The sequence below is a fragment of the Acetanaerobacterium sp. MSJ-12 genome (genome assembly GCF_018917875.1).
Classification (GTDB): Bacteria; Bacillota; Clostridia; order Oscillospirales; family Ruminococcaceae; genus Bittarella; species Bittarella massiliensis.
This window is the reverse complement of sequence record NZ_JAHLPK010000007.1, coordinates 36,721-53,388: the sequence shown is the minus strand read 5'-3', so window position 1 is coordinate 53,388 and position 16,668 is coordinate 36,721. Positions and strand designations below refer to the sequence as shown.

General features: G+C 61.5%; 13 protein-coding genes. 6 read left to right on the top strand and 7 right to left on the bottom strand.

Annotated elements, in window-relative coordinates; genetic code table 11:
• Nucleotide 1: 1 nt before the first annotated feature.
• Nucleotides 2-2,503, top strand: coding sequence for an AMP-binding protein (locus KQI11_RS09005; protein ID WP_216401881.1), 2,502 nt, complete (start codon nucleotides 2-4; stop codon nucleotides 2,501-2,503).
• A gap of 79 nt (nucleotides 2,504-2,582) precedes the next feature.
• Here KQI11_RS09005 and KQI11_RS09000 read toward each other — a convergent pair whose 3' ends face one another.
• From KQI11_RS09000 to KQI11_RS13305, 5 genes are all read right to left on the bottom strand, one after another.
• Nucleotides 2,583-3,188, bottom strand: coding sequence for a sugar O-acetyltransferase (locus KQI11_RS09000; protein ID WP_021660704.1), 606 nt, complete (start codon nucleotides 3,186-3,188; stop codon nucleotides 2,583-2,585).
• A gap of 14 nt (nucleotides 3,189-3,202) precedes the next feature.
• Complete coding sequence (locus KQI11_RS08995) at nucleotides 3,203-3,808, bottom strand: pentapeptide repeat-containing protein (protein ID WP_185916265.1); 606 nt, start codon at nucleotides 3,806-3,808, stop codon at nucleotides 3,203-3,205.
• 320 nt (nucleotides 3,809-4,128) lie between these two features.
• Nucleotides 4,129-5,019, bottom strand: coding sequence for a YitT family protein (locus KQI11_RS08990; protein ID WP_185916264.1), 891 nt, complete (start codon nucleotides 5,017-5,019; stop codon nucleotides 4,129-4,131).
• Between the two features lie 118 nt (nucleotides 5,020-5,137).
• Complete coding sequence (locus KQI11_RS08985; protein WP_185916263.1) at nucleotides 5,138-5,545, bottom strand: NusG domain II-containing protein; 408 nt, start codon at nucleotides 5,543-5,545, stop codon at nucleotides 5,138-5,140.
• 188 nt (nucleotides 5,546-5,733) lie between these two features.
• Nucleotides 5,734-5,868, bottom strand: coding sequence for a hypothetical protein (locus tag KQI11_RS13305; RefSeq protein WP_286172680.1), 135 nt, complete (start codon nucleotides 5,866-5,868; stop codon nucleotides 5,734-5,736).
• Nucleotides 5,869-6,247: 379 nt separating this feature from the next.
• Between KQI11_RS13305 and KQI11_RS08980 the strand changes: the two genes are divergently transcribed.
• From KQI11_RS08980 to KQI11_RS08960, 5 genes are all read left to right on the top strand, one after another.
• Complete coding sequence (locus tag KQI11_RS08980) at nucleotides 6,248-8,056, top strand: hypothetical protein (RefSeq protein ID WP_216401880.1); 1,809 nt, start codon at nucleotides 6,248-6,250, stop codon at nucleotides 8,054-8,056.
• A 781-nt stretch (nucleotides 8,057-8,837) separates the two neighbouring features.
• Complete coding sequence (locus KQI11_RS08975; RefSeq protein ID WP_216401879.1) at nucleotides 8,838-10,907, top strand: hypothetical protein; 2,070 nt, start codon at nucleotides 8,838-8,840, stop codon at nucleotides 10,905-10,907.
• Nucleotides 10,897-11,778, top strand: coding sequence for an ABC transporter ATP-binding protein (locus KQI11_RS08970; RefSeq protein WP_185916260.1), 882 nt, complete (start codon nucleotides 10,897-10,899; stop codon nucleotides 11,776-11,778). Before KQI11_RS08975 ends, KQI11_RS08970 begins: the two co-directional genes overlap by 11 nt.
• The gene (locus KQI11_RS08965; protein ID WP_216401878.1) at nucleotides 11,748-13,352 is read left to right on the top strand and encodes a hypothetical protein; all 1,605 of its coding nucleotides are present in this window, start codon (nucleotides 11,748-11,750) and stop codon (nucleotides 13,350-13,352) included. The genes KQI11_RS08970 and KQI11_RS08965 overlap by 31 nt, the downstream gene beginning before the upstream one ends.
• Before the next feature lie 134 nt (nucleotides 13,353-13,486).
• Nucleotides 13,487-14,170, top strand: a complete 684-nt coding sequence (locus KQI11_RS08960) for a TIGR00266 family protein (RefSeq protein WP_216401877.1) — start codon at nucleotides 13,487-13,489, stop codon at nucleotides 14,168-14,170.
• Between the two features lie 438 nt (nucleotides 14,171-14,608).
• Here the strand turns inward: KQI11_RS08960 and KQI11_RS08955 are convergent, their stop codons facing one another.
• Nucleotides 14,609-15,502 (bottom strand): DMT family transporter, encoded by an 894-nt coding sequence (locus KQI11_RS08955; RefSeq protein ID WP_216401876.1) that lies wholly within the window; start codon nucleotides 15,500-15,502, stop codon nucleotides 14,609-14,611.
• A gap of 98 nt (nucleotides 15,503-15,600) precedes the next feature.
• Nucleotides 15,601-16,566, bottom strand: a complete 966-nt coding sequence (locus KQI11_RS08950) for an NAD(P)-dependent oxidoreductase (RefSeq protein ID WP_216401875.1) — start codon at nucleotides 16,564-16,566, stop codon at nucleotides 15,601-15,603.
• Nucleotides 16,567-16,668: the final 102 nt, after the last annotated feature.

Sequence of the window (16,668 nt, the reverse complement as noted above, 5' to 3'; positions counted from 1 at the left end):
GATGAAACTGTCTTTTTCCATCAACGGCTGGGACGGCTACAGCTGGGAGGACTTTGTCCAGACCGCCCTCGAGGTGGGGATGCAGGGCATCGAACTGCGGGGGGTCCACGGCACCCCCCTCGACGCCCGGGGCGGCCCCTTCCACCCCCACCAGACGGCGGCCACCGCCCGCAGCCTCTTTGAGAAAAACCTGCAGATCCCCTGTCTGGACGCGGTCTGCGACCTCTCCGACCGGGGCGCCTGTGAGGAAAACCGCCGCGAGATCGCCGCCTGTATGGAGATCGCTCGCAACCTCTCGGTCCCCTATGTGCGCATCCACGCCACCGGGGAGGGGGAGGGGGCGGCCGAGGCCGCCGCCGACTGCCTGTCCCCCCTGGTCCCCCTGGCCGAGGAGCGGGGGATCACCCTGCTGTTGGAGACGGTGGGCGCCTTTTCGGACACCGCCCGGCTGCGGGACGTCCTCAACCGCTTTGCCTCCGACCGGCTGGCCGCCCTCTGGGACCTGCACCACCCCTACCGGGACCGGGGGGAGAGCCCCGAGACCACCATCCAGAACCTGGGCGCCTACGTCCGCCACGTCCACGTCAAGGACTCGGTGGTGGAGGAGGGGGGCCGGGTCCGCTACTGCCTCATCGGCGAGGGGACGCTGCCGGTGGAGGAGATGATGGGGGCCCTGGCCTCCATCAACTACGACGGCTACCTCTCCCTGGAGTGGGACCCCCGCTGGATGATGGAACTCACCGAGATGGAGGTCATCTTCACCCACTTTGTCACCTATATGGAGCGCTTCGGCAGCCCCTCCCGGGCCCGCCGCCACCTCTACCAAAACGACGCCCACACCGGCCACTACGTCTGGAAGAAGGACGATCTGGTGGACCTGACCTTCTCCCAGGTGCTCGACCGGATGGTGGAGGAGTTCCCCGACCAGTACGCCTTTGTCTACACCACCCTCGACTACACCCGCACCTACGCCCAGTTCCGGGACGACGTGGACCGCTTCTGCCGCGCCCTCATCTCCCTGGGGGTGGGGCCGGGCAGCCACGTGGCCATCTGGGCCACCAACATCCCCCAGTGGTTCATCTCCTTCTGGGCGGTGACCAAGATCGGGGCGGTGCTGGTGTCGATGAACACCGCCTACAAGAGCCACGAGGCCGAGTACCTGCTGCGCCAGTCGGACACCCACACCCTCATCATGGTGGACGGGTACCGCGACTCCCACTACACCGAGATCGTCCAGCAGCTCTGCCCCGAGCTGGAAAAGACCCGTCCCGGCGAGCCCCTGCACGCCCAGCGCCTGCCCTTTTTGCGCAACGTCATCACCGTGGGCTGCAAGCTGCCCGGCTGTCTCACCTGGGAGGAGGCGCTGCAGCGGGCGAGCGCCGTCCCTTTGCAGGAGGTCTACCGCCTGGCCGCGCGGGTGGACACCGGCGATGTCTGCAACATGCAGTACACCTCCGGCACCACCGGCTTCCCCAAGGGGGTCATGCTCACCCACTACAACGTGGTCAACAACGGCAAGTACATCGGCGACCGGATGGACCTCTCCACCGCCGACCGGATGATGATCCAGGTGCCCATGTTCCACTGCTTTGGGATGGTGCTGTCCATGACCGCCTCCATGACCCACGGGGCCACCATGTACCCGCTGCCCTACTTCTCCCCCAAGCCGGCCCTCTCCTGCGTGAACGGGGAGAAGATCACCTGCTTCAACGGGGTGCCCACCATGTTCATCGCCATGATGCAGCACGAGGACTTTGAAAAGACCGACTTCTCCCACATCCGCACCGGCATCATGGCCGGTTCCAACTGCCCGGCGGACCTGATGAAGCAGGCCGCCGAGGTGATGAACATGCGCCAGATCGTCAGCGTCTACGGCCAGACCGAGGCCTCGCCCGGCTGCACCATGTCCAGCTACACCGACTCGCTGGAGGTGCGCACCGAGACGGTGGGCAGCGCCTTTGCCAACGTGGAGTGCCGCATCGTCGACCCCGAGACAGGGGAGGCGTGCCCCGACGGGGTCACCGGCGAGTTCGTGGCCCGGGGCTACAACATCATGAAGGGCTACTACAAGATGCCCGGCGCCACCGCCGCCGCCATCGACGGCGAGGGCTGGCTCCACACCGGCGACCTGGCCTGCCGGGACGAGAGCGGCAACTACCAGATCACCGGCCGCCTCAAGGACATGATCATCCGCGGGGGGGAGAACATCTACCCCCGGGAGATCGAGGAGTTCATCTTCACCCACCCCAAGGTGCAGGACGTGCAGGTGATCGGGGTGCCCGACCCGCGCTACGGCGAGGAGATCATGGCCTGCATCGTCCTCAAGGAGGGGGAGCAGATGGGCGAGGAGGAGATGCGCGATTTCATCGCCGCGCAGATGGCCCGCCACAAGGTCCCCCGCTACATCGACTTTGTGGACGGCTTCCCCATGAACGTGGCCGGCAAGATCCTCAAGTACAAGATGAGAGAGGACGCCATCAAAAAGCTGGGGCTGGAAGGGTAGTTCCCGCCCCGCCCAAAAAGGGCCCCCGGCCAGTTCGGCCGGGGGCCCTTTTTTTCGTCTGCCGGCGGGGGGGAGGGGGCTACCCCTCCTCCTTTACCGGCCTGCCTCTAAAGTAGAAGTCCCTGTCCTGGGGGCCGATGGGGCGGAGCACCCGGCAGGGGTTGCCGGCGGCCACCACCCCGGCGGGCAGGTCCTTGGTGACCACGCTGCCCGAGCCCACCACCGTGTGCTCGCCGATGGTCACCCCGGGGTTGACCACGGTGTTGCCGCCGATCCAGACCCCGTCGCCGATGGTGATGGGAAAGGCGTACTCCACCCCCTGCCGGCGCAGGCCGGGGTCCACCGGGTGCCCGGCGGCGAAGAGCCCCACGCGGGGACCGATGAGGACGTCCCGCCCGATGGTCACCGCCGCGCAGTCGAGGACGGTGAGCCCGGCGTTGGCGTAGAAGTTCTCCCCCACCCGCAAAAAACAGCCGTAGTCGCAGTGAAAGGGCGGCTCGATGGCGCAGTGTTCCCCCTGGGCCCCCAGCAGTTCCCGCAGCACCGCCCGGCGGCCGTCGTCGTCCTCTGCGGGCAGGGCGTTGAAGCGGGCCACCAGCGCCCGGGCCCGCCGGTGCATGGCCGTGAGCTCCGGGTCGTCGGCCCGATAGAGCCGCCCGGAGAGCATCTTTTCTCTCTCTGTCATCGCGTTTTCTCCCCCTAGCGTACCACGCCGCCCAGGGACTCGGCGATCACCACCGCCTGTTCCAGGTCCAGCTTGGTGTTTTTCATCTTGCAGGCGCGCAGGTCCACCCCGTCGATGCGGGCGCCCCGCAGGTCGCAGTCCTGCAGTTTGGCCCCCTGCAGGTAGCAGAGGGTCAGGTTGCACTCCCGCAGGTCGGCCCCCCGCAAGTCGCACTCCCGCAGGTCGGCCCGCTCGAAGTTGATCCCCCGCAGGTCCTGGTTGCGAAAGCCTGCCCTTTGCAAGGAGGTGTAGCTGAAGTTGCCCCCCTGCAGGGCGAGTCCGGACAGATTGCAGCCCACAAAGCTGCCGCCCATGCACTTGCACTGGGCAAACAGGGCCCCGAAGAGGCCGCACTCCCGAAACTTGCAGCCGGTGAAGGCGCAGCGGGTAAAGCTGGCCCCGTCCAGCTGGCAAAACTGAAAGGCGCAGTTTACAAACTGGCAGCGCACCGCCTGCAGACAGTCCATCTTGGAGGACTGAAAGGTGCAGTTTTCAAAGGTCAGCCCCTCCAGCGCCAGATCGGAGAGGTCCTCCTCCAAAAAGGTCTCCCCGACAAAGTGCTCCTGTGTTGCAGAAAACAACCTTCTCCCCCCTTTTTTCTCGCCCTCCCAGTATGCCACAACCGCCGGGCAAAGGCAACCGGGCCAAATGTGAACGGCGTTTGGACAAACGGGGAAGCGGGGGCCGCTCTGTCACAAAACGGCCACAAATTGTTTACCCGCTACCGGTATAAATGGGGGCGGGGTTGGGGTATTCTATAAGCACAGGGAAAACCTGATGACACTCGATATCCTCTCATCTTTTGTTTCATATAACTCCTCTTTTAGAAAAGGCCGCTTGCAGCCCCCACTGCAGGCGGTTTTTTCTGTGCAAAAAGGGCGGTCCCCCGGCGGGGGGGGGGCTATCCCTGCGCCGCCTGGTCGGAGACGGCCTCGGTGTGCCGCTTGCCCATGGAGAAGCCGCGGCCCCGCACCTCGTTGACCTTGCTGATGACCAAAAAGGCCTCCCCGTCGATCCCCTGCACCAGTTTGCGCAGGGCGGCCAGCTCCCGCTGGGAGATCACCGTCATCACCGCCCGGCCGGGGCGGTGGAGGTGTCCCGACACCGTCTCGAGGAAGGTGCAGCCCCGGTCCAGCTTCTCCTGCACCGCCTGGGCCACCTCCTCGTAGCGGGGGGTGATGACGGTCACCTGGGTCTGGTTTTTGCCCATCACCATCACCCGGTCCATCACCAAAGAGGTCACCAGCACCACCGCGATGCCGTAGAGCACCTGTTCGCTGGTGGAGAAGAGCACCTGGGTGAGGAGGATGGCGGTGTCGAAGACGTAGATGAGGGCCGGCACCGACCAGCCGAAGTACTTGTTGAGGATCAGCGGGGGGATGTCCATCCCCCCGGTGGAGGAGCCCTCGCGGATGACCAGCCCCATCCCCGCGCCCATGAGGATGCCGGCGTAGAGGGCGGCCAGCAGGGTGTCCTGGGTCAGGTGTTGCAGGACGTCCAGCTGCCGGAAGAGGGAGAGAAAGACCGGGTAGAGGACGGTGGAGAGCAGGGTGGTCAGGGCGAATTTCTTCCCCAGCACCACCGCGCCGGCGAGGAAGAGCACCCCGTTGGCCACCGCCACCCCGGCGCTCACATCCATTGCGAAAAAGTGTTCAAACACCAGGGCGATGCCGGTGACCCCGCCGGAGATCAGCCGGTTTGGCAGCACAAAGGCCGCGATGGCAAAGGTCAAAATGGCGTTGCCCAGGACCACCACTCCGACGCTGCGGATCTGTTTTGCCGCTTGTTTCATCTTCTTGTATCCTCCTTCTGCCGCCCTCTGTTTGCCGGGGCGGCGCTGGCGCGGGCCGCAAAAGCCCGCAAAAAAAGAGAACGGCCGCCGCGGTCTCCCGCGGGCCCGTTCTCCCATTTTACTCTTCTACGACGGTAGCAGACAAAAGCGCCGGCATGCAGATGGCCGACTCCCCGACCTTGTTGATGTAGCCGTACTGCTCGCACAGGTGGTCGGGACACTTGGAATCGACAAACTTGACGCCGTTTTCGTCCCGCACCAAGGTGGCCGTGTTGTAGGTCTTGGTGGAACCGTCTTCATTGAGGATGGGCTCGCCGTTCTCGTCGAGCTGCTCCATGTTCTCCCCCTTGACGGTGAAGGTGGCCGGCTCCCCGTTGAGGGGAATCTCCAGGATGTTTTTGTTGTCGTGCTCCACCACCACCATCAACCCCTCGTACTGGCTGGGCTTGAACAGCAGCCCCCCCGCCGAGGCGATGAGGATGACCCCCAACAGGGCCATGGATATGATAAATGGTTTGGACTTCAAAAGGTACACCTCGCAGTTTCAGACCGGCGGGGCCAGTTTGCCCTCGCTCTCTTTACGAGTATACCACAAAATTCTCACTTGGCAAGGGCCGGCGCGCCCCCTGTGGACCGGCCGAAGGGGAGAAAAAGTGGGAGGGAGCGGCGTGCGCCGACTCCCTCCCACCGGGTCAGGTATGGAAAAATGGGGTGCTAGATCCGCAGGTCGCAGGCAGATGTCATCTGGCTGCCGCCAGAGTAAAAGCGGTCCGTCGGCTTATCCCCCGCAATGGCGACCAGCGAGCCGATCACCAACAGCGCTGTGAGCAGACCAATCAACTTTTTCATCTTTGCGACCTCCTTTGAAACCGGCGGCTGCGCCGCTCGTCTTTTCTTCTGTACTTTCAGTATACTACATCGCCGCAGAAATAAAACTACTGGCCGCTTACAATCAAGTGAAGAATTGGTTACAACAGATTACAAAATGGAAACAAAGGTTTCAAAAGAACTACAAACGGCGTCGCCAAGCGAAAAAAGGGGGGGCGACCCCCTTTTGCCCCCTTTTCGGGGGGAACCGCGGCGGGCGGATGTGAATAGACTACGGGCAGGGAGTGAACCCCAATCTTTGAAAAAGGTGATTGCTATGATTCCGTTTTTCCAGAGACCTGCGCTGGCCTATGCCCTGGCCGGAGAGAGTTCCGCCCGCCACCCGGGGCAGGGCGGGAAGATGCGCTCACTCTTGTTGAGCGTGTACGATGAGATCAAGAGCTTTGGCGACCGGGACCGCTTTTACAAGCGGGCTGCCGACAAGGAGCTCGACGACATTTTGCAAGAGGCGGAGCGCCCGGCCGAAGAGGCGGGCTTTGACCGCTACTACTCGGCCCAGGAACTGGCGCCGGAGGCCCCGCGGGCGGAAAAACCGGGATCTGCCCCGGTTGCAAGCGAATGGGGCGTTCGGGACGCTGTTCCGGCCGCGCCGGTTCCCGCGCGCGACTGCGACTGTGGGTGCGGTTGTCCCACCGGCGAGACCGGGGGCACCGGCGGAGAGACCGACGGCAGCGGCTGTCTGGACGCAAACGGGTACTGCTACGGCTACTGGGACCAAAACGGCGTCTGCCACTGCGGGGACGAGACCGGCGAGACCGGGGGCACCGGCGGAGAGACCGGCGGCAGCGGCTGTCTGGACGCAAACGGGTACTGCTACGGCTACTGGGACCAAAACGGCGTCTGCCACTGTGGGGATGAAACCGGCGAGACCGGGGGCACCGGCGGGGAGACCGGCGGCAGCGGCTGCCTGGACGCAAACGGGTACTGCTACGGCTACTGGGACCAAAACGGCGTCTGCCACTGCGGGGATGAGACCGGCGAGACCGGCGGCACCGGCGGGGAGACCGGCGGCAGCGACTGCCTGGATGCAAACGGGTACTGCCACGGCTACTGGGACGCAAACGGCGTCTGTCACTGCGGGGACGAGACCGGCGAGACCGGGGGCACCGGCGGAGAGACCGGCGGCAGCGGCTGCCTGGATGCAAACGGGTACTGCCACGGCTACTGGGACCAAAACGGCGTCTGTCACTGTGGGGACGAGACCGGCGGCACCGGTGGGGAGACCGGCGGCGATTGCGACGAGTGCTGTGACTGCAGCCAGTACTGCGACTGCGCCTCCTTCTGTCACTGCAGCGGCCAGACCGGCAGGGAGAGTGGCGGCTGTGGCTGCGGCTGTGGTTGCGGGTGCAGCGGCGGCCAGCCCAGCGGGTGCTCCGGCTGCGACTGCGAGCAGCACTGCCTGTGCAGCGAGTACTGCGATTGCGACGCCTTCTGCTGTGGCGACGACGCCACCGGCTGTGACACCGGTACTACCGGCGGCGAGACGGGCGGCGGCTGTGGGTGCGTTTGCACCTGCACCTGCGACTGCTGCACCGGCGGTACCGGTGGAACGGGTGGCACCGGCGGGACGGGCGGCAACACCGGCGGCACCGGCTGCGGGTGTGGCTGTGGATGCGGCTGCGGCGACACCGGCTGCACCAGCTGCTGCCCCCACTGCGACGAGGGCTGCGGAAATGAGACGGGCTGCGGCTGTGACGCCGGCGGCGAGCCGGGTAACGCCTATAACGGCTGTGGCCGCAGCGAGGGCGGCGGCTGTGTCGGCGCCGGCGGGTTCAGCGGCGGCACCGACGGGGATTCGGTGGAGACCAGCATCACCAGCGGCTGCGGCTGCGGCAGCTTTCGGGGGGAGAGCCTCTTTGCCTGCGGCGCGTGTTGCGACTGCAGCTACATCTGCTACCCCCGCATCTACTGTGACGAGCGGGACTGCTCCTACAACTTAAACGGCCGCTGTGGCAAGCACCTCCCCTGTGAGGACAACACCTTTGAACACAACAGCTTCCGCCCCCACTGCGGCTGTGCCAAGACCGAGGAAGACCGCCCTGTTTCGCGGCCTCCCATCCCCCAGGAGGACCCCGACAACCCCCGCCCCCTGGACCCGGCGACCGAGTGCTTCTACCGCAACGAGCGCCGGCGGATCATGGGGGAGTAAGCACCCTATTCTGTCTCGGAAAGCAAGCCGTCCCCGGCCAACCAAAGGCCGGGGGCGGCTTGTTGTTACAAAGCAAACAAATCACATTGTTGTCGAATTGCGTCGAAAACAATGCTTTTTAATAATTTGCTGTAACAGTTTACTGAATGGTTTGTTGTGTTTATTGACAATTGAAATTGCTATTTTATAAGAGTACAATATAGACAATAAAAAATATATACTATGTTTAAAATATTAGTTTTTATATTGGGGGGGATTCCGGTGTTTTAAAAAAATGGAATGAGTAGGGTGACCAAGTAGTTTGAGCTTATTGCGCTCTGGAGGTTACTATTACAAAGATAAAAAAGATGGTTATCGCCCTTCTGGCGGTTGCGGCAATTGCAATAGGTGCGATTGTCCCGGCCTTTGCAAGTGGACAGACATCTACTGCAAATATTTATACAACGAGTATGACGTATGGTTCTTATACAACAGATACAGCCACCAGTTGCTACGGCTATATTTCTTGTGGACCAAGGGCTAGTACGGTGTATGGATATTTTCAATATAATAATGGGATAAATGGCGGATCAACAAGTGTATACGATACAACTGGAAGCGGTACCACTAAAAACTTTAGTGGCAGCAGCAGCGGTCTGTGGACCAGATGGCGGACAGCGGGGTATTGTGCATACTCTGGTAGTAGTGCAGTTTGTCGGCTGACGACGAACTAGATTGTTGGGAAGGGAGGCGACTAATTCAGTCGCCTCCCTTTCGATTATGGTGAAGGAGGGGATTGTTGGTGTGGGAACTGTATAAATGCAATTTAAAACGGTTGGTCCGCTCCCCGATACCGCTGGCGACCATTTTGGCTCTTTTTCTCTTTGTCAATGCGTTGGGGGTTTCTTCTCTCCACCAGTATGGAGAGCCTTTGGCCATGCTGCAAAACGACATCCCATCCAACCTCATCCTCTTTCTCGGTTTTCTCTTCCTCTCCTTTTTTTGCGTGCAGACGGCTGGCCGCCAGGTGGGGGAGTCGCTGGGGCAAGGCAACGGTGTGCGGGCCCGACAGGAGTGCTGCCAACTGGCGGTTATGGTCAGCGTTTGCCTGCTTGTCTCCTGTAATTATTTCCTCTATCCTCTCATCGCCTATGCGAAAATGGGCGTTTCCAGTTCTCTGCTCCTTCTCCACCTCTTAAAGGTGACGGTGCTGGACTTCTTTTTGGTGGGGTTGTTGGGGATTTCTGCGGGGAGCGCCATCGGCATCTGGCTGTCTCCGACTGCGGGTACGGTAACTCTTTTGGGAACAGCGATCCTCTTTTCCCCAGCTCCCCAGATGGTATTGAGCAGTTTTTCATCTCCCGATACCAATTTCTCCCCGCTTTTGGACCTGTTTCACATCCAGCTGCGAACCCCAATCGTGCGCTTTGACCTCCCTTCCTACGGCATTCCCAACGAGGCGATCCGCTGGGATCGCATCGGGTTTTCCATCGCACTTTTTCTCTTCTTTTGGGCCTTGCGCGCGCTGCCTGCAAGCAGGTGGCAGGGAAAGACGGCAGCTGCCCTGCTGGCGGTGTTGACGGGGGTTTCTCTGTGGCAGTACAGTCGGGGCGGAAGTTATCTGTACTATGGATACAATTTAGAGACCGCTCTGTCCAAAATTGGAAATCTGTCTTCTGAGGAGAGGGAGGAGGTACCGGCAAAATTTTCGGTCGAGGGATACCAGATGGAGCTAAAGATCGACCGAGAGTTGCACGCCGATGTGACGGTGACGCTTTCCGATGCGCAGGAACAGGAGGAGTATGTTTTTACCCTCTATCGGGGCTACCACCTGCAAACGCTTACCGACCATCTGGGAAACCAGTTGTCTTGGGAACAGGAGGGGGATTGGATCCGATTTTCTCCTGTTGTTTCTGGGACGACCGCCTTCCGCTTTTCCTATTCCGGCAGTGGCGATATGTTTTACAGCAACCGACAGGGGATTTTTTTGCCGGGATACTTCCCCTTTTACCCCATGCCGGGAGAGAAGGTGGTCAACGACGGATTGGGCTTTATGACGCCCATCGATCGGTCGCAAAAACAGTTTGAAGTGACCGTTCACACGGACGCCCCCAATCTCAATTGCAGCCTTTTGCCAACTGGCGGCGACAGCTGTTTTGCGGGTGAAAGCGAGTCGGTCTCCCTCTTTGCCGGGCTGATCGAGGAGAGGCAGGAGGACGGGATAGCGGTGGTCACCCCCATTGTTCCGGTGCTGGGAGAGGACCCGAGTTTTGGGGTCAAGGCATTTGATGCAGCCAATCAGAGGCGCACTGCCGGCGATGTTTACGAGGACTACGCCCGCCTCTGCGACTGGTGCGGTGCGGCCAACGACTTAAAGCGGCCCCGCAAGGTGTTTCAGGTGGGGGAAACGGTCCCTGCGGGCGATCCGGCATATCCTTTTTCGGACCACTGGTTTTTGTTGGACCCCAGATACAGCCCCTACGCTGCCACCGCTCTTTTTGAAACGCGTGCGGAGTTGCGGCCAATTTTTGAGTATTTGGGGAAGGATATCACGGCGGAAATGATGCTTGAGGGATACGATCCTGAAAGCTTGCGGCAGAAGCATCTGCTCTGGCAAGCTTTGCGCGCCCAATTTGAAGACCCAGATGTCTTTCGCGCCACTGCTTTGCGAGACCCCTCAGACGGCAATCCCAATTACCGGCTCTTACAGGCAACTGGGCGGTGGGGAGAGCCGGCAGTCTATCGTCAGGTTTATCGATATCTCACCGATGAAGAGGACAAGCGCACCTCTGCCCAATTCTTTGCCGAACTGGAAAGTCGGTTTTTATCCTCTGTGTCAATAGAGGGAGGGGGGGGACATTTTGAAGATTGAACTTCAAGACGTGAGCAAGCGCTTTGGGAAGAAGAGGGCGCTGGACGGACTCACCCTGTCCATCGACACGGGTGTCTATGGACTTTTGGGCCCGAATGGCGCGGGGAAGACGACCCTGATGCGCTGCCTTCTCGGGCGCTATGAATGCAGTGGGGGAAGCATTTTGGTGGACGGTCAAAAGATGGGAAAACACCATTCCCTATCCGCCCACTGTGGATATCTCCCCCAGAGTTTTGACTTCTTCCACGAATTGACATGTAGGGAGGTGCTTGCTTATTTTTGCGCCCTTAAAAAAATCCCTCGACGGCAGTGGAGTGAGGAGGCGAACCGCTGTCTGCGGGTAGTCAATCTTTTGGGGGAGGAGAAGAAAAAGGTCGGCGCTCTTTCTGGGGGGATGCGCCGCCGCTTGGGGATCGCGCAAGCTCTGTTGGGAGATCCCCCTCTCCTTATCTTCGACGAGCCTACGGCCGGCCTGGATCCAGAAGAGAGGATGCGTTTCAAAAATATCGTTGCGGAGGTGAAAGGGGGGCGGACCATTCTCATTTCCACCCATATCGTGGATGATATCGATGTGGTCTGTGATCACATTTTGGTGATTTCTCAGGGGAGGCTGCTTGCTTCGGGGAAAAAAGAGGCGATTTGCCGGTGCGCGCAGGGGCTTGTCTACTGCCTGCCCCGCAATCTGCAAAAAAATTTGGTCGGCGACTGGAGCTTGGAAAATATTTTTGAAGAGGGTGGAGAGGAGTGGATCCGGATCCTCTCATCAGAGCCCCAACCTTGCCAGGCGGTCGCACCCAACTTGGAAGATGGCTACTTTTCACTGGTAAGGGAGGTGTCGTCATGGCGGCCAGATGGCAGCTCTCTTGGCTGAACTTTAAAAATATGAAAGGGCGCTATTTTGCCCCTTGGATCTTGTGTTATCTATTGCTGCCAGCCATGGTGCACTTTAGAAAGATGTCTTTGATAGGGGAACTCTACTTTGAAGATGCCTTTTTTCCCTTTGTTCGCAACCTGACGGAGCAGTTTTTTCCCCTTGTCATCATCTGGTACAGCTACCTATTCTTTCGAGAAAAGTACGACACCGGAGCAGAGGAGCTCTTTTCAGTCTATCAGAATGGGCGATACAGTTTGCCGGGCGAGGCCCTTCTCGTCTGGGCGCATTCCCTTTTGATGATTGCCCCGCTCCTCTTTCTCTATCGTCCCTACCTGGGCGAAGCAGCCGCGATCTTTCTGCGCTACGCGGCTCATTTTTGGATGTTAGAGGCACTTTTTGTCCTCTGCGTTTCGCTCTTCCACACCACTTTGCCGGGACTTCTTCTATGCCTGGGATATCATCTCTCCAGCCTTTTTATCCACGTGGGCTCCACCGCCACCTGGAATCTCTATTTCTATGATTTTCCTCTGAGCTGGGAAACGGTATTTCCCAAAGCCCTTTGGGCGCTGGGGATGGGGGCGCTCTTCGCAGTGGCCGGAGGCGTCTGGTGCTCTTCTGCAGTTCGCCGTGGGACCGACAGGGTAGGCGGCGCCATTCGACTGGTGTTTTATGGCCCCCACCGCCGCCGATGGGTTGCTGGACTCGTTGTGGCCTCGCTGCTGGGAGGGTGGGGGCTTTACCAGGCAGTAAAGCCGCAGAAAACCAGTTATACGTATCGGGAGGCGCAGAAGTTGGCCTCTGATCTGCTCTCGAGGAATGGCATTGACCTTGTTCCTGGCAGTGAGCCCTATCGCGAGTATGCTGAGCTGGCAAGCCTAGGGGCTGTTCCCATCTACGACAGCAAGATCCGGGATGAATATCAACAAAAGGCGGTTCTCGACTACTACGAAATTGTTCTCAAAACGCAGCGGTACAATGCGTTTAAAGAGGGGGAAGACCCGGTATTGGACCTCTCTGCCAACATGGACACCTCCACGGGGTCTTTGACCATGCTCCTCTGGAACGGCGCACCGGCGAAATACACCGGACGGACCCTCCACGACACCTTCCGCAGGGAGCTCTGCACAGAAGTTGCATCTCAGCAAATGTTGCAGTGGGAGTACTATCGGGAGGTAGTGGAGAACCTGACGTTTGAACAATTGGAGACAAAAGCGCTGGAGGCACTGGATGAAGGGGCCTTTCCCCTGGAGGAGGGGAGTGCTTGGTCGGCAGAGAGGCTTTCTCTCGACAGGGATTTGGTCTATGCGGCCCAGGGCTTGAATGTGGCTCAAAAACTCCAGGTATTGGAGTATGCCCGCCTCCTCTATATAGCGCAGCGGGCAGAGGAGTTGGGGCTTTCGACTCCCGACTGGAAGGAGTTGGGAAATCGGCGCTTGGGAGAGGTTGGCCCCACATTGGACGCCCTTGTTGCCGCGATCAACGCGGACCCCTCCCAGGAACAGCGAAATGCCCGTTACACCTCCCTCACCGCCCATTTGGGAATATGGAGTTGGGAGATGCGAAATTGGTGAAAAAGTGCCCGGAGCGGTCACTTGTGGGCAGGCGCAGAAAAACAGTTGCCCTTCTCCCTCCGAGCAGGTATACTCAAGAAAAGGGGGGCCGCAGCCCTTGGGACGCCTCCCCAGATATAGAGGAGGAGATGTGAATGCAGTATAAAATCGTAGGGGAACCCCTGCCGGTGGTGGTCTGTGACCTGCAGCCGGGGGAGACCATGATCACCGAGCGGGGCTCCATGAGCTGGATGAGCCCCAACATGAAGATGGAGACCACCTCCGGCGGCGGGCTGGGCAAGGCCTTTGGGCGGATGTTTGCCGGCGAGGCCATGTTCCAAAACCGCTACACCGCCCTGGGCGGCGCGGGGATGATCGCCTTTGCCTCCAGCTTTCCCGGTTCCATCCGCGCGGTGCCGATCACCCCGGGCAACAGCGTGATCGTCCAGAAATCTGGGTTTTTGGCCTCCGAGTCGGGGGTGGAGCTGTCGGTTCACTTCAAGAAAAAGCTGGGGGCCGGCTTCTTCGGCGGCGAGGGCTTTATCATGCAGAAGCTCTCCGGCTCCGGCATGGCCTTTGTAGAGGTCGACGGCTACGCGGTGGAGTACGAGCTGGGCCCCGGCCAGTCCATCGTCGTGGACACCGGCAACCTGGCCATGATGAGCGAGACCTGCTCGCTGGACATCCAGTCGGTCAAGGGGGTCAAAAACGTCCTCTTTGGCGGGGAGGGGCTCTTCAACACCGTCATCACCGGGCCGGGCAAGGTCACCCTGCAGACCATGCCGGTCAGCGGGTTTGCCAGCGCCCTGACGCCCTTTATAAGCAGCAACAGCCAGTGAGAGACAACAGATGGAAAGGGACCCGCCGGTATCGCTCCGGCGGGTCCCTTTTTTAGTTGTAGATAGAATGCTAAAAAGATAGGATTTTGTACGAGAAACAAATTGGCTTTGGCATAGGACTTTCCGAAAGGATGGGCGCCAAGAGCGCAATAAAGAAGGGCGCTCTTCGGGGGTAGGGGCACGAGACGGTGTCCCGGATCGCCGGCTTGCCGGTGGCAGTGGGTGGAAGGCAGCCCTAAAATCCCGACGCCCCTTGGGGGCGGAGCCTGGGCAGTGCCCTTTTAGGGGGGGAGTATATCCCCCGTTTCACTGGTGGCTTTGGTTCAAATGTGGGGGCGGGAGGAGAAGTGATCGATATCGCCAGAATCGTCGCCGAGGTGCGCGGTCGCGCTCTGCGGGGATGCGCGGGGGGAGACAGTTGCGCCCCGCGAGGGCGCGTCAGGGGGCCTCGCTCTTGCCCTCGCCCTCGCTGTCCTTGCCCCCGCCCAGTTCGCTGAAAAGGGAGCAGCCCAGCACCACCGCGCCCCCGACCAGCTGCCAGGGGCCGATGGCCTCCCCCAGCCAGAGGGCCGACACCCCCACCGCCACCAGCGGGTCCAGGTAGCTCAGGAGGGCGGCGGTCTGGCCCGGCAGCTCCTTGAGGGCCGAGAAGTAGAGGCAGTAGGCCGCCCCGGTGTGCACCAGACCCACCGCCAGCAGCGCCGCCCAGCCGGCGGGGTCCAGCGCGCCCAGGTGAAAGCCCCCGCTGAGGAGCTGGTAGGGTGCCAGCACCAGGATGGCCGCGGCGAACTGCACCAGGGTCCGGTCCACCCCGCTCACCGAGCGGATGCCCTTGTTGAGCAGGATCACCGCCGCGTAGAGCACGGCGGCCCCCAGTCCCAGGGCAATGCCCAGCCGGTCGTTTGCGCCCGCGCTGCGGCCCTGTGTGCCGATGACCAGCGCCATCCCCCCGGTGGCCAGGAGAAAGCAGACCCCCTTGCGGGCGGTCAGCCGCTCCCGAAAGAGGAGGGCGGAGGCCAGCACCACCAGGGAGGGGGCGAAGTAGTAGCTCAAGGTCGCCACCGAGACCGAGGTGTAGCGGTAGGCGGCGAAGAGCAGGATCCAGTTCAATCCCATGGCCGCCCCGGAGAGGAGGAGCCGGGGCAGCTCCCCCTTGATCTGCGCCAGGGGGAGGGGGCGCCGCCGCGCCAGCAGCACCGCCCCGATGGCGACCGTGGCGATCGCCGCCCGCCAGAGGGCGATCTCCGCCGAGGGCAGGGGGATGGCCCGCACAAAGGCGCCAATGCTGCCAAAGACGGCCATTGCCGCCAACATCTTTCCCCGCGCGCCCATCGCTGTGCCCCCTCTCCACTGCTTGTCAGCCCCCATCATAGCGCCTATGGGGCCCTTTGTAAAGCGGAGGGCGGCAAAAAAGGGCGCGCCCCTTTGTATCAGTAGCCCCGCGAGAAGTCCACCAGGTCGGCCAGGGGCTCCCCCTTTGCGTAGGCCTTTAGGTTTTGGCAGACCATCTCGAAGATGCGGCCGTCGCAGTTGTCCGAGAAGATGGCGTTGTGGGGGGTGATGTAGACCCCCGGCAGGTCCCAGAGGGGGCTGTCCACCCCCAGCGGCTCCTCCTCGAACACGTCCAGGGCCACCCCGCGAAAGTGGTGCTGTGCGGCGAGAAGGGTCAGGGCCTGGGTGTCGATGACCGAGCCGCGGGAGACGTTGACCAGGGCGCAGCCCGGCTTGGTCTTTTGCAGCAGGGGCCCGTTTAGCAGGTGGTGGGTCGCGGGGGTGGCGGGCAGGGTGCAGACCAGGGCGTCCGCTCGGGGGAGGAGGGCCTCTAGCTGGCCGATGGGGGAGACCTGGTCGATCCCCTCTGCCGGGCGGCCGCTGCGGCTGACTGCCAGGGTGGTGCAGCCAAAGGCCTTGCACTTCTTGGCGGTCTCGCTGGCGATGTTCCCCGCCCCCAAAAAGAGGACGGTCTTCCCCCAGAGCTCCAGGATGTCCGTCTGCACCTGCCAGCGGTGTTCCGCCTGTTGGCGCAGGAAGAGGCGGGCGTTTTTAAAGATTTCCAGCAGCTGAAAGAGGACCCACTCGCTGATGGGGATCTTGGTCTGCCCCGCGTTGTGGGCCACCGCGATGCCGCGGGACTCGATTTCCTGCCGGGGCAGGTGGTCAAAGCCCACGCTCACCAGCTGGATGAGCCGCAGCTGGGGGCAGTCGGCCAGGGAGAGGTGGGGAAAGGGGTCGTATCCCACCAGCACCTCGGCCTCCCGGGCGGCCATGGCCAGGGGGGCCGCCGCTTCGGGGAGCCGCTTTTCGTCGATGTAGAGGACCTTGTAGCCCAGCTTTTCCACCCGGGCAAAGGCCTCATCCCCGTAGGGGAGGGTGAAGAGCACGGTCGGTTGTGACATGAAACATCACTCCTTTTGCAGATAAGATGGGCAGAATGGCCGCGCCCTATGCCGGGGCGGGGGGCTGCCCGGTGAAATCAGTGTGCAAAGCGGCGCTCCCCT